Origin of the sequence: Bradyrhizobium sp. HKCCYLRH3059 (assembly GCF_051168035.1) — a bacterium.
Taxonomy (GTDB): domain Bacteria; phylum Pseudomonadota; class Alphaproteobacteria; order Rhizobiales; family Xanthobacteraceae; genus Bradyrhizobium.
On sequence record NZ_JBNPUF010000008.1, the window covers coordinates 398,631 to 410,899 of the forward strand.

At 66.4% G+C, this 12,269-nt stretch carries 12 protein-coding genes; 6 read left to right on the forward strand and 6 right to left on the reverse strand.

Translation table 11 applies throughout. The features are described 5' to 3' along the window. Positions 1-129: 129 nt before the first annotated feature. Positions 130-642: a GNAT family N-acetyltransferase gene (locus tag ACQR13_RS25960; protein ID WP_315717304.1), complete on the reverse strand. Its 513-nt coding sequence runs from the start codon at positions 640-642 to the stop codon at positions 130-132. Between the two features lie 250 nt (positions 643-892). Between ACQR13_RS25960 and ACQR13_RS25965 the strand changes: the two genes are divergently transcribed. From ACQR13_RS25965 to qhpR, 4 genes are all read left to right on the forward strand, one after another. Then, complete coding sequence (locus ACQR13_RS25965; protein WP_316172766.1) at positions 893-2,293, forward strand: ethanolamine ammonia-lyase subunit EutB; 1,401 nt, start codon at positions 893-895, stop codon at positions 2,291-2,293. After that, on the forward strand, positions 2,290-3,072 hold the full coding sequence (gene eutC / locus ACQR13_RS25970; protein ID WP_316172765.1) for an ethanolamine ammonia-lyase subunit EutC: 783 nt from the start codon (positions 2,290-2,292) through the stop codon (positions 3,070-3,072). The genes ACQR13_RS25965 and eutC overlap by 4 nt, the downstream gene beginning before the upstream one ends. Continuing rightward, positions 3,065-4,471: an ethanolamine permease gene (gene eat, locus ACQR13_RS25975; protein ID WP_315717307.1), complete on the forward strand. Its 1,407-nt coding sequence runs from the start codon at positions 3,065-3,067 to the stop codon at positions 4,469-4,471. The genes eutC and eat overlap by 8 nt, the downstream gene beginning before the upstream one ends. A gap of 149 nt (positions 4,472-4,620) precedes the next feature. After that, positions 4,621-5,682 carry an AraC-like transcriptional regulator QhpR gene (gene qhpR / locus ACQR13_RS25980; RefSeq protein WP_315717308.1) on the forward strand — a complete coding sequence of 354 codons (1,062 nt, stop codon included), beginning with the start codon at positions 4,621-4,623 and terminating at the stop codon, positions 5,680-5,682. 16 nt (positions 5,683-5,698) lie between these two features. Here the strand turns inward: qhpR and ACQR13_RS25985 are convergent, their stop codons facing one another. The 3 genes from ACQR13_RS25985 to ACQR13_RS25995 all read right to left on the reverse strand — a co-directional run bounded on the left by ACQR13_RS25985 (position 5,699) and on the right by ACQR13_RS25995 (position 8,453). Next, positions 5,699-6,871 (reverse strand): M20 aminoacylase family protein, encoded by a 1,173-nt coding sequence (locus ACQR13_RS25985; RefSeq protein WP_315717310.1) that lies wholly within the window; start codon positions 6,869-6,871, stop codon positions 5,699-5,701. A gap of 78 nt (positions 6,872-6,949) precedes the next feature. Then, a complete protein-coding gene (locus ACQR13_RS25990) occupies positions 6,950-7,882 on the reverse strand; it encodes a glycosyltransferase family 2 protein (protein ID WP_315717311.1) in 933 nt (310 codons plus the stop codon). Positions 7,883-7,931: 49 nt separating this feature from the next. Beyond that, positions 7,932-8,453: an NUDIX domain-containing protein gene (locus ACQR13_RS25995; protein WP_315717312.1), complete on the reverse strand. Its 522-nt coding sequence runs from the start codon at positions 8,451-8,453 to the stop codon at positions 7,932-7,934. Positions 8,454-8,580: 127 nt separating this feature from the next. Between ACQR13_RS25995 and ACQR13_RS26000 the strand changes: the two genes are divergently transcribed. Next, on the forward strand, positions 8,581-9,465 hold the full coding sequence (locus ACQR13_RS26000) for a metallophosphoesterase family protein (RefSeq protein WP_434863380.1): 885 nt from the start codon (positions 8,581-8,583) through the stop codon (positions 9,463-9,465). 15 nt (positions 9,466-9,480) lie between these two features. On the opposite strand, the gene ACQR13_RS26005 is transcribed toward ACQR13_RS26000, so the two are convergent. Both ACQR13_RS26005 and ACQR13_RS26010 read right to left on the reverse strand, forming a co-directional pair. After that, positions 9,481-10,029 (reverse strand): hypothetical protein, encoded by a 549-nt coding sequence (locus tag ACQR13_RS26005; RefSeq protein WP_434863381.1) that lies wholly within the window; start codon positions 10,027-10,029, stop codon positions 9,481-9,483. A 233-nt stretch (positions 10,030-10,262) separates the two neighbouring features. Beyond that, a complete protein-coding gene (locus ACQR13_RS26010) occupies positions 10,263-10,469 on the reverse strand; it encodes a DUF4170 domain-containing protein (protein ID WP_315717315.1) in 207 nt (68 codons plus the stop codon). Between the two features lie 194 nt (positions 10,470-10,663). Between ACQR13_RS26010 and ACQR13_RS26015 the strand changes: the two genes are divergently transcribed. Beyond that, positions 10,664-12,109, forward strand: a complete 1,446-nt coding sequence (locus ACQR13_RS26015; protein WP_315717316.1) for a helix-turn-helix domain-containing protein — start codon at positions 10,664-10,666, stop codon at positions 12,107-12,109. Positions 12,110-12,269 lie beyond the last annotated feature (160 nt).

The window sequence follows — 12,269 nt, forward strand, 5'->3', positions numbered from 1 at the left end:
GGGCGCAGAACGCGACCAATCTGCGCCCCCTCCTTCGTCATTGCGAGGAGCGAAGCGACGAAGCAATCCAGAGACGTGGGCGGAACTCTGGATTGCTTCGCTTCGCTCGCAATGACGGAGAGACCGAGATTACTTCGCGTAATCCCAATCGGGCCGGATCGCACCCTCGACGCCCTCGAACGCGCCCTCGATCAGTTCGTTCACCAGCAGCCGGTTGTAATCCACCGGTCCCGGCATGATCGCCCTGCCCTTCGGCACCGGCTTGAAGCCGACGCGCGCGTAGTAGGCCGCGTCACCCACCAGCAGTATCAAGCGGTGGCCCTGCGCCCGCGCGTCCACGACCGAGCGCTCCATCAGCATGCGGCCGATGCCGTGCTTGCGGAACGGCGGCTCGACCGTCAGCGGCCCGAGCATCAGCGCCTTGGTGTCGCCGACGCAGATCGGCAGTTGCCGCACCGAGCCGACCAGCAAAGTGCCGATATGGGCGGTGAACGACAGCGCGAGCAGATGATCGACATGCTCGCGCAAGCGGTAGGCGCTCAGCACGAAGCGGCCGGGGCCGAAGGTGCGCTCATGCAGCCGCTCGATCGCCTGCGCGTCGCCCGGCTTTTCGGCGGAGATCGTAATGGACAGGTCACTCATGTGGGGTGGCGAGATAGCATTCTGGAGCGGCGCGGTCCATGGCGGGCCGTCCACGTGTTGACAGCATTCGCCCGCCCCCGAGGGTCACCGATGCCAGTTTTCTGAGCATTCGCGCGGCGTGACCGAAGATTGTGCTAAGATGTCAAGTTTCCGGAGCCGCCCTCGCTTAACCTGCCCCAGCTCATGAGCGTTGTGGTCGCCATCGCGGCCGCTTGGACCGCTCTGACGCAGCACGAGCGGCAGGTCGAAGATGACGGGTGCGTTCCGGTCGCGCCATCGCGGCGAAACTCATGTGTTCGACGATCTCAAGACGCTGCTGGCCTGCGCCTCGCCGCGCCGCTCTGGCGATGAGCTGGCTGGCATAGCAGCCGACAGCGCCGCGCGGCGGGTGGCGGCGCGGATGGCGCTCGCCGACGTGCCGCTGCGGCGTTTCCTCGACGAGCCGCTGATTCCCTACGAGAGCGACGAGGTCACGCGCCTCATCCTCGACAGCCACGATGCCGCCGCATTCGCGCCCGTCGCGTCGCTGACCGTCGGAGAATTGCGCGAATGGCTGATGTCCTGGGAGGCGGATGCCAACCGGCTGGCCGCCCTCGCGCCGGGCCTGACGCCGGAGATGGTGGCCGCGGTCTCCAAGCTCTGCGGCAATGGCGATCTCGTCGCCGTCGCCGCCAAATGCCGGGTCGTGACCCGCTTCCGCTCCACCATCGGCCTGGAGGGGCGGCTGTCGTCGCGGCTGCAGCCGAATGATCCGACCGACGATCCCCAGGCGATCGCCGCAGGCACGCTCGATGGCTTGCTGTTCGGCATGGGCGATGCGGTGATCGGCATCAATCCCGCGACCGACAATGTCGAGGCCTGCATCCGCCTGCTCACGATGCTCGATGATCTCAGGCTCAAATTCGAGGTGCCGACGCAGTCCTGCGTGCTGAGCCACGTCACGACCTCGATCCGGGCGATCGAGAAAGGCGCGCCGCTCGATCTCGTCTTCCAGTCGATCGCCGGCACCGAGGCTGCCAATGGCGGCTTCGGCGTGACCCTGAAGCTGCTCGCCGAGGCGCAGGACGCAGCCTTGTCGCTGAAGCGCGGCACGGTCGGCAACAACGTGATGTATTTCGAGACCGGCCAGGGCGCGGCGCTGTCGGCCGACGCCCATCACGGCCTCGATCAGCAGACCGTCGAGGCCCGCGCCTATGCCGTCGCGCGCGTGTTTTCACCGCTGCTGGTCAACACCGTGGTCGGCTTCATCGGTCCCGAATATCTCTACGACGCGAAGGAGATCATCCGCGCCGGGCTGGAGGATCATTTCTGCGCCAAGCTGCTCGGCGTGCCCATGGGCTGCGATGTCTGCTACACCAACCACGCCGAGGCCGATCAGGACGACATGGACGATCTGGCGCTGCTGCTCGCGGCGGCCAACGTCAACTTCCTGATCGCCGTGCCGGGCGCCGACGACATCATGCTCAACTATCAGAGCCTGTCGCATCACGACGTGATGCGGCTGCGGCATCTGCTCGGCCGCCGTCCGGCGCCGGAGTTCGAGGCCTGGCTGGCGCGGATGGGCCTGCTCGACCAAAGCGGCCGCGTGCCGCCATTGCCGGGCAGCGCGCCTTCCGTAGTCCGGCTGATCGGCCAGGGAGCGCGGGCATGAGGGACGATCCGTTCGACCTGCTGCGCCGGATGACGCGCGCCCGCGTCGCACTCGGCCGCTCCGGCGATGGGCTTCCGACGGCCGCGAAGCTGGAATTCCAGATGGCACATGCGCTCGCGCGCGATGCCGTATGGGGCAAGGTCAATTTCGACGGCATCGCCGACGCGCTCGCGCCGCGGGAGGTGATCAAGGTCGCGAGTGCAGCACCGGACCGCGCCAGCTATCTGCGCCGGCCCGACCTCGGGCGCCGCCTCGCCGCGAAGGAAGCCGCCAGGCTGACATCCGGTCCGTACGATCTCGTCTTCATCATTGCCGACGGGCTGTCGGCGGATGCCGTCGAAAGCCATGCCGCCGCTGTCGTGATCGCCACCGAGGCGCGTCTGACGGGCCTGTCCATCGGCCCGATCGTGCTGGCTTCGCAGGCGCGCGTGGCGCTGGGTGACGATGTCGGCGCCGCGATGCGCGCACGGCTGGTGGCGGTCCTGATCGGCGAGCGTCCGGGTCTGTCGGCCGCAGACTCCCTCGGAGTGTATCTGACGCTGCACCCGGCCCCGGGCCTGCGCGACAGCGCCCGCAACTGCATTTCCAACATTCACGACCACGGGCTCTCGGCCGAGCGCGCCGCCGACAAGCTGGCCTGGCTGGTGCGCGAGGCGCTGCGGATCGGCGTCACCGGCATCGGCCTCAAGGAGGCGGCGCCGGATGCCGCGATCGAGACGACCACATCGTCATCCCAAATCACCCATCACAAGCAGACAGGAGCGACTGGACATGAGTGACGAGGCCAAACCGACCCTTTCGAAGAGCCTGACCGGACTCCATCTGTGGGGCATCGCGGTCGGGCTGGTGATCTCCGGCGAATATTTCGGCTGGAGCTATGGCTGGGACAAGGCCGGCACGCTCGGCTTCCTCGTCACCACGATCTTCATCGCGGTGATGTATACGACCTTCATCTTCTCCTTCACCGAGCTCACCACCGCGATCCCGCATGCCGGAGGTCCTTTCGCCTATTCCTACCGTGCCTTCGGCCCGCTCGGCGGCTTCGTCGCCGGCTTCGCGACGCTGATCGAGTTCGTGTTCGCTCCGCCTGCCATCGCGCTCGCCATCGGCGCCTATCTCAACGTCCAGTTTCCGGCGCTGTCGCCCAAGACCGCCGCGCTCGGCGCCTATCTGGTGTTCATGGCCCTCAACATCGCCGGCGTATCGATCGCCGCGACGTTCGAGCTGTTCGTCACGGTCCTGGCGATTGCCGAACTCCTGGTGTTCATGGGCGTCGTGTCGCCCGGTTTCTCCTTCGCCAACTTCGCCGCCAACGGCTGGGCCGGTGAGAATTCGTTCTCGCTGACGAGCATCGGCGGCATCGTCGCGGCGATCCCGTTCGCAATCTGGTTCTTCCTGGCGATCGAAGGTGCGGCCATGGCCGCGGAGGAGACCAAGAATCCGACCAAGACGATTCCGCTCGCCTACATCGCCGGGATTCTGACGCTCGTCGTGCTCGCCTTCGGCACCATGATCATGGCCGGCGGCGTCGGCGACTGGTCGAAGCTCGCCAACATCAACGATCCGCTGCCGCAGGCGATGAAGATCGTGGTCGGCGAAAACTCCGGCTGGCTGCACATGCTGGTGTGGATCGGCCTGTTCGGACTGATCGCCTCGTTCCACGGCATCATCATGGGCTACTCGCGGCAGATCTTCGCGCTGTCGCGCGCCGGCTTCCTGCCGGCCAAGCTCGCCGCGCTGCACCCGACCTGCCGCACGCCGCATTGGGCGATCTTGGCCGGCGGCGTGATCGGGATCGCCGCGATCTACTCCGACGAGCTCATCCAGTTCGCCGGGCAGACGCTGACGGCGAACATCGTCACCATGAGCGTGTTCGGCGCGCTCGTGATGTACATCATGAGCATGGCCGCGCTGTTCCGCCTGCGCGCCACCGAGCCCAACCTCATCAGGCCGTTCAAGGCGCCGCTCTATCCCGTGCTTCCGGCCGTGGCGCTGGTGTGTGCGACGCTCTCGCTGCTCACGATGATTTGGTTCAACCTGCAGGTGTTCGCGGCCTTCGTGGTGCTGTTCGCCGTCGGTCTGCTGCTCTATCGTCTGACGGCCGGCAAGCGCGGCAACGCGGCGAGTGACAACCTGCTCGACATCGCCTTGACCGAGGCCCGCGCCATGGCCGACTGATCCGCGAGGACTCGCGAGATCCAGGATCAAGGCAAGCCCTCCGCGTCCCTGCGCGGGGGGCTCTATCGATAGCCCGCTTCGGCAGGCACGTGACTTGCATAACTACGAGGTGTCAACCGACGGCGTACGTCCTCAAAGGCGAGGATTTCATGGCACAGCCTCCCGCAGCCGAACACCAGCATCCGCGCGACCGCAGCCGGAACATTCTGGCCGCTGCTGCGACCGGTGTCGCCGATTTCATCGCCCTGACGGGAGGCCGCCCCGAGGCGGTGTTCGAACGGGTGGGCATCGATGCCGAATGCCTCGGCCAGACCCGCCGCGCGCTCGACCTCGCCGACTACGTCGCGATGATGGAAGATGCCGCGCAGGAGACCGGTAACGACAATTTCGGACTGTGGTTCGGCCAGCGCTACCAGCCGCAGATGCTCGGCCTGATCGGCGAGATCGCACTCGCGGCGCCGACGCTGGGCTCTGCGATCGAGCATCTTGCGCTGTGGTTTCCCTGGCATCAGCAGGCGACCGAAACCCGTCTCACGCGCCATGACGGTTTGCTCCGGCTGGAATATCGCATTCTCGACGGCTCGATCGTCGATCGCCGGCAGGACGCCGAATTGACCATGGGCATGTTCGCGAACGTCTTCCGCGCCTGCCTGCCATCGGGCTGGGCGCCCGACATGGTGCTGTTCGAACATGCCCGGCCGGCTGCCTGGCGCGATCATGAGGCAGCCTTCGATGCCGACGTCGGCTGGTCACAAGGCACGAATGCGCTGGTGTTTCGCGACCGCGGCCTGGACCGCGCCATGCCCCAGGCCAATCTGTCTCGCCTGCAGCGGCTGACGACAGATCTTGCCGGTGTCGCCGGCTCCTGCGGCACGCCCGCGTTCCTCGATCTGGTCCGTGGCGAAATCCGGCGGCGGTTGTCGGCCGGCGCGCTTCATCTCGAGGAGGTCGCCGAGGCGCTGTCGACCACGTCGTGGACGTTGCAGCGCCGGCTTGCCGAGTTCGGCGCCACCTTCTCCGACCTCGTCGAGGTGACGCGGCTCGACCTCGCCCGCCACTATCTGCGCCAAGCGCATCTGCCGCTCGGCGACGTCGCCTTCCTGCTCGGCTATTCCGAGGCGTCCGCATTCTCCCGTGCGTTCTCGCGCTGGAGCGGCTGCAGCCCGCGGCAGTGGCGCCAACGGTCATTGCAGGCGACCGCTCGCAGCTAGCGCCACGCCGCCGGCATCAATCGGCCGGCATCGTCTTCTCGACCAGCCGCACCCAATAGGACGCGCCGTGGCCGAGAATGTTGTCGTTGAAGCGATAGGCCGGGTGGTGGCAATCCTTGCCGTCGCCCATGCCGAGGAAGACGAAGGCGCCGGGACGGGCCTGCAGCATGAAGGCGAAATCCTCGGCCCCCATCAGCGGCGGCGCATTGTCGACCACCCGCTCCGCGCCGACAACGTCGCGAGCGACGTCAGCGGCGACGCCGGTCTCGCGCGCATGGTTCATCGTGATCGGGTAGAGCCGCGTGTATTTCGTCGTCGCCTCACCGCCATAGGTGCGGGCGATGCCGTCGGCGACCTCGGCAATGCGGCGCTCCACCAGGTCCTGCACCTCGGGATCGAGCGTGCGCACGGTGCCCTTCAATTCGACGGTCTCCGGAATGACGTTCATCGCCTTGCCGGCCTCGACGACGCAGATCGAGATGACCGCCGACTTGATCGGATCGACGTTGCGCGACACGATCGACTGCAGCGCCGTGATGATGTGCGCGGCGATCAGCACGCTGTCGACCGCCTTGTGAACGCCGGCGCCGGCATGACCGCCCTTGCCGCGGACGGTGATCTCGAGCTGGTCCGATGATGCCAGCATCGGACCCGGCCGCAGCGCGAACACGCCTTCGGGCACGCCCGGCGCATTGTGCAGACCGTAGACCTCCTGGATGCCCCAGCGGGTCATCAATCCATCGTCGACCATCGCCTTGCCGCCGGCGCCGCCCTCCTCGGCGGGCTGGAAGATCACGATCGCGGTGCCGTCGAAATTGCGCGTGTCGGCGAGATGCTTGGCGGCACCCAGCAGCATCGCGGTATGGCCGTCATGGCCGCAGGCATGCATCAGGCCCGGCGTCTTCGACGCATAGGGCACGCCCGAGGCTTCCTCGATCGGCAGCGCGTCCATGTCGGCGCGCAGGCCGATGGTGCGACCTGAACTGGTCCGACGGCCGCGGATGACACCGACCACGCCGGTGCGCCCGATGCCCGTCACCACCTCGTCACAACCGAATTCGCGCAAGCGCTCGGCGACGATGCCGGCGGTGCGGTGCACCTCGTACATCAACTCCGGATGTTCATGGAAATCATGGCGCCAGGCGGCCATGTCGTCGGCGAGCGCGGCGATGCTGTTGAGGATGGGCATGGAGGCGGTGTTCTCGTTCAGGACATTGACGCCCGAACCATGACCGGAACGGCGGACGGACACAAGCTTCCGCCTGCATCAGCCCTCGATCGGGGCGTGTGACAGGTAGGCCAGCAGCTTCATCTCGCGGCGGCCGCGGGTGACGGTGTCGAGCACCAGGCCCGACGAGGCCGAAAGCAACGCCATGATCATCAGGCCCATCGACAACACGGCGGTCGGCAGCCTCGGCACCAGTCCAGTCTCGATATAGGTGACGAAGATGGGAATCGCGAAGCCGATCGAGACCAGCGCGAGGAAGATGCCGATCGCGCTGAAGAAGCGCAGCGGCTTTTCCGAACGATAGAGCTTCAGGATCGTGCCGAGGATGCGGAAGCCGTCGCGCCAGGTGTTGAGCTTGGAGACGGACCCTTCGGGCCGCGCGTAGTATGGCGTCGCGAGCTCGGCGACCGGCAGCGCCAGCTCCAGCGCATGCACGGTCAGCTCGGTCTCGATCTCGAAGCCGTCGGAGAGCACCGGGAAGGATTTGACGAAACGGCGCGAGAATACGCGGTAGCCGGACAGGATGTCCTTGAAGGCCTGGCCGAACACCTCGGCGAGGAAGCTCGTCAGCATCCAGTTGCCGGTGCGATGGCCCATGCGGTAGGCGGCCTGCTCCTGGTCGACGCGCAGACCCACCACCATGTCGAGCCGCTCGCTCACGAGACGCGCAACCATGCCGGGCGCGCTCGGCGCGTCATAGGTCGCGTCACCATCGACCAGCACGTAGATGTCAGCATCGACATCGGCGAACATGCGCCGGACGACGTGACCCTTGCCCTGCCGCCGCTCAGAGCGCACCTCGGCGCCGGCCGCGCGCGCGACCTCGATGGTGCGGTCCTTGGAATTGTTGTCATAGACGTAGACGGTGGCCGTCGGCAGCGCCTGCTTGAAATCGCGGACCACGGTGGCGACCGCGGCCTCCTCATTGTAGCAGGGCACCAGCACGGCGATCCGCATCGAAGGTGATATCATCGACCCCTCTCCCACGGGACGGGAGACTGCCCTCATTCGGTGCAGAAATTCATAATGATCCGGCGGCAACGTGCTGTTCCGGCCGCCAGGTGGGAATGATCTTAACGCCGTCTAGCACCTCGCGCAGGCGGGACAGCGTGCCGAGCGTGGTTCCCTCCGGCAGCGCGTCGCGGGCGAAGAAGCCGGTCTCCACGATCTCGAGGTTCGGCTCCGGCGGCCGGTCCTGCGTGAACCTTTTGATAACGAAGACGGCGACGTGGTCGCGCGGCGAGACGTGACCGTTGAGGAAGATGCCGTGCAGCTCTGGCTCGCCTTCCAGCGCGATCCGGCCCTCCTCGAACAGCTCCCGCGTCAGCGCCTCGATGAACGTCTCGCCGACCTCGACGCCGCCGCCCGGCAGGTGCCAACCCGAGACATAGCCGTGCCGGACCAGGAACACGCGGTTCTCGGCATCCAGAACCACGCCGCGGACGCCGAGCGTCATGCCGCGGGCGAAGCGCCAATAGAGGTGGAAGCCGCGCCGGAGCGCGGGCTCGAGCCGGATCCGCAGCCGGCTCAGATATGTCGTCATCGCTGTCGTCGTCCTGGTTGTTCTTGCGCTCGCTGGCAGGGCTTGTCATGAGAGCCGGGCACCACGAGGGATAGCACGAGATGACATCTGGGCGCGCTTGCATCCGCCATCGGCACCGAGGGGCATAATGGCTGCCTTCACGCTCGCCCATCTGTCCGACCCGCATCTCGCGCCACAGCACAAGCCGCGCCTGTCGGAGCTCGCCGGCAAGCGCGCGCTCGGCTATCTCAACTGGACGCGCAATCGCTACAAATACCATCGCCGCGACATCCTCGATCTGCTGATCTCCGACCTGCACACGCAGATTCCGGACCAGATCGCCGTCACCGGCGATCTGGTCAATTTCGCGCTGGAATCCGAATTTCCCATCGCCCAGGCCTGGCTCCGGACCGTGGGGCCGCCGGACAGGGTCACCGCGATTCCCGGCAATCACGACGCCTATGTGCGCTCGACGCGGCTGCGCTTCGCCGAGAGCTTTGCCGACTATTTCGGCGGCGATGCCGAGGGACCGGCCACGTTTCCGTCGCTGCGCCGGCGCGGGCCGCTCGCGCTGATCAGCCTGTCCTCTGCCGTGCCTTCGGCGCCGTTCATGGCGACGGGACGGCTCGGCCGCGCACAGCTCGCTGCGCTGGAGCAGATGCTCGAATCGCTGGCGCACGAGCAGCTGTTCCGCGTGCTGCTGGTGCATCATCCGCTGCGCTCGGCCCACCGGATGAAGCGGCTGACCGACGCGAAGAAGCTGATCGCGCTGCTCGCCCGCCACGGCGTCGAGCTGATCCTGCACGGCCACGACCACGTGCATTCGACGCTCTGGATCGACGGCCCGGAGCGCAAGATCCCTGTCGTCGGCGTGCCCTCGGCCTCCTCGATCGCGCATGGCCACTATCCGGCCGCGGCCTACAACATGTTTGCCATCAGCAGCGACGGCAATCACTGGCGCTGCGACATGACCGTGCGCGCAGTCAACGAGGCGCTGCGCGTGCGCGAGATCCGCGAGGTCCGCCTGCTTTGAGGCGCGGCCAGGCCGTCAGATCTGCTGCAGGCTCGCATAGAATGCGACCCCGAACAGCGACAGCGCGCCGAGCACGAAGCCGAGCACGAACGGCCAGATCCCACCGCGCCGGCGCGGCGCCTCGGCGATCGTCCTCGCCTGAGCCCGCGCGACGCTGAAGGCGCGCTCGCGCTCGACCATGCGGCGGGCGACGTAGTCGGTGACGGCTTTCACGATCGCAGCGATGTCGTGCGACTCGGCGAGCACGATGCGGCCGTTGCGGGTGTCCTGCACAAAGCGGTACTGCCGCTTGTCGCGCCCCATCACGACATGGGCGACGACGTCGATCCACAGCCGCGGCGTCTCACCCTGGCTGATGCCGCGATCGAACAGATCGAGCTGACCCGGGATCTCCGCGAACAGCGGGTCGAGCGCATCGTTGAGGATCTCCAGCCGCGCCACCTCGGCGTCGCGCAGGTCGACCACCACGCCTGTTCGGTCTGCGGCCTCGATCCGGGCCTGGCGCAGCGCTTCGCGCAGGCGCACGGGGCGGGAGTCTGTGCTGCTATCGGCGGCCTCGGACATCGCTCACGCTTTCACGGTTCGGCCCTGGTTTCGCCAGGTTCCCACCGTGTTAACCTAGCAGTAACCCAGTATTCTGCAATCCCCTTTCATCTTCAATGGGTTATAAGCACGCCGTCGTAACCACGAAACGGACGTGGGCGGCCCCCGCCGATGTGACCCGGCTGAGACCGCCCCGTCCTTGGGCTCTTCCTCGAGCTTATTCAGATACCCGGCAATGCATTCCTTATCGGCGGTCAGGCCGCCGGAGCGCGCTGCGGCTCCTCGACGATCGAGAAGCGGACGCCAGCCTTGTGGCGGTTCTCCTCGGACACCTCGCGCCAGCAATCCTCGGCTTCCTTGCGCGACTTGAACGGACCCTTCACCTGGGCCGAGCCTTCCACCAGCTTGTGGAAATTCATCGAGCCGAACTCGCCGCCGATCACCCAGAAATTGCTGCTCATGAGACTCTCCTTGAACCGTCACAACTTTGACAGTGCATTGCGAATTGCGTGACAGGAGATAAACGCGAATCCGGCTGTTTCGTATAGAGCCCTTGTTTTCGAATGGTGATGTCATGTAACATCATCACTTGTCATAAATGTCATTTTGTAAAATTTGTCACAATCCAGGGCTGGCTACCCCCAAGGAGATCAAGATGCCCGGCGAATCCGGAAAGAAGCTGTTCGTCGGCCCGCGCTTCCGGCGCATCCGCCAGCAATTGGGGCTGTCGCAGACCCAGCTCGCCGAGGGCCTCGGCATCTCGCCGAGCTATGTCAACCTGATCGAGCGCAACCAGCGCCCGGTCTCTGCCCAGATCCTGCTGCGGCTGGCCGAAACCTACGACCTCGACCTGCGCGACCTCGCCAGCGCCGACGAGGACCGCTTCTTCGCCGAGCTCAACGAGATCTTCTCCGATCCGCTTTTCCGCCAGATCGAGCTGCCCAAGCAGGAGCTGCGCGATCTCGCCGAGCTCTGCCCCGGCGTCACCCACGCGCTGCAGCGGCTGTACGCGGCCTACACCGAGGCGCGCCGCGGCGAGACGCTGGTGGCGGCGCAGATGGCCGACCGCAACGAGGGCGCCCGTTTCGAGGCCAACCCGATCGAGCGGGTGCGCGACCTGATCGAAGCCAACCGCAACTATTTCGCCGAGCTCGAGCAGCAGGCCGAAAGCCTGCGCGACGCGCTCGACGTGCCGGCCGAAGGGCTCTATGCGGCGCTCGCCGCCCGTCTGCGCGAAAAGCATTCGGTGCAGACGCGGGTCATGCCGGTCGACGTCATGCGCGAGACCTTGCGCCGTTACGACCGCCATCGCCGCCAGCTCCTGATCTCCGAACTGGTCGACGGGCCCGGACGCACCTTCCAGCTCGCGGTGCAGCTCGGCATGGCCGAATGCCTGCCGCAGTTCGAACTCATCATCGGCCGCGCCGGCGCCATCGACGACACCGCGCGCCGGCTCTACCGCATGACGCTCGCGAGCTACTTCGCCGCCGCCGTCATGATGCCCTATGCGCCGTTCCTCACTGCTGCGGAGGCGCTGAGCTACGACATCAACGTGCTGGCGCAGCGCTTCAACACCGGCTTCGAACAGGTCTGCCACCGCCTCACGACCCTGTCGCGCCCGAACGCCCGCGGCATCCCGTTCTTCATGCTGCGCGTCGACAATGCCGGCAACGTCTCCAAGCGCTTCTCGTCGGGTACCTTCCCGTTCTCCAAGTTCGGCGGCACCTGCCCGCTGTGGAACGTGCATTCGACCTTCGACACGCCCGACCGCCTCCTTAAGCAGATCATCGAGCTGCCCGATGGTTCGCGCTATTTCTCGATCGCCCAGATGGTCCGCCGCCCGGTCGCGCCGCATCCGCTGCCGCAGCCACGCTTCGCCATTGGCCTCGGCTGCGAGATCAGGCATGCGTCGCGCCTCGTCTACGCCGCCGGCATGGATCTGGAGAAAACCGAGGGCACTCCGATCGGCGTCAACTGCCGGCTCTGCGAACGCGAAAACTGCGCCCAGCGCGCCGAGCCGCCGATCACGCGCACGCTGATCCTGGATGAGACGACGCGGCGCGTCAGCTCGTTCGCGTTCAGCAATGCAAGGGAGCTGTAGAGCCAACGCTCTCCTCCGCGTCATTCCGGGGCTTGCGCGAGCCGCGCCCCGGAATGACACCGAGTTTGCAGCTCCTCTCTCTGCGTCATTGCGAGCGAAGTGTTCAGCCCGGAGACATAGCTTACACCTGTTCGGGGACATAGTTGACAGTTTTGGGGTC

Excerpts from the sequence above, each read along its gene's own strand:
- ACQR13_RS25960 (WP_315717304.1), bottom strand. The coding sequence starts at position 642 with ATGAGTGACCTGTCCATTACGATCTCCGCCGAAAAGCCGGGCGACGCG.
- ACQR13_RS25965 (WP_316172766.1), top strand. The coding sequence starts at position 893 with ATGACGGGTGCGTTCCGGTCGCGCCATCGCGGCGAAACTCATGTGTTC.
- eutC (WP_316172765.1), top strand. The coding sequence starts at position 2,290 with ATGAGGGACGATCCGTTCGACCTGCTGCGCCGGATGACGCGCGCCCGC.
- eat (WP_315717307.1), top strand. The coding sequence starts at position 3,065 with ATGAGTGACGAGGCCAAACCGACCCTTTCGAAGAGCCTGACCGGACTC.
- qhpR (WP_315717308.1), top strand. The coding sequence starts at position 4,621 with ATGGCACAGCCTCCCGCAGCCGAACACCAGCATCCGCGCGACCGCAGC.
- ACQR13_RS25985 (WP_315717310.1), bottom strand. The coding sequence starts at position 6,871 with ATGCCCATCCTCAACAGCATCGCCGCGCTCGCCGACGACATGGCCGCC.
- ACQR13_RS25990 (WP_315717311.1), bottom strand. The coding sequence starts at position 7,882 with ATGATATCACCTTCGATGCGGATCGCCGTGCTGGTGCCCTGCTACAAT.
- ACQR13_RS25995 (WP_315717312.1), bottom strand. The coding sequence starts at position 8,453 with ATGACGACATATCTGAGCCGGCTGCGGATCCGGCTCGAGCCCGCGCTC.
- ACQR13_RS26000 (WP_434863380.1), top strand. The coding sequence starts at position 8,581 with ATGGCTGCCTTCACGCTCGCCCATCTGTCCGACCCGCATCTCGCGCCA.
- ACQR13_RS26005 (WP_434863381.1), bottom strand. The coding sequence starts at position 10,029 with ATGTCCGAGGCCGCCGATAGCAGCACAGACTCCCGCCCCGTGCGCCTG.
- ACQR13_RS26010 (WP_315717315.1), bottom strand. The coding sequence starts at position 10,469 with ATGAGCAGCAATTTCTGGGTGATCGGCGGCGAGTTCGGCTCGATGAAT.
- ACQR13_RS26015 (WP_315717316.1), top strand. The coding sequence starts at position 10,664 with ATGCCCGGCGAATCCGGAAAGAAGCTGTTCGTCGGCCCGCGCTTCCGG.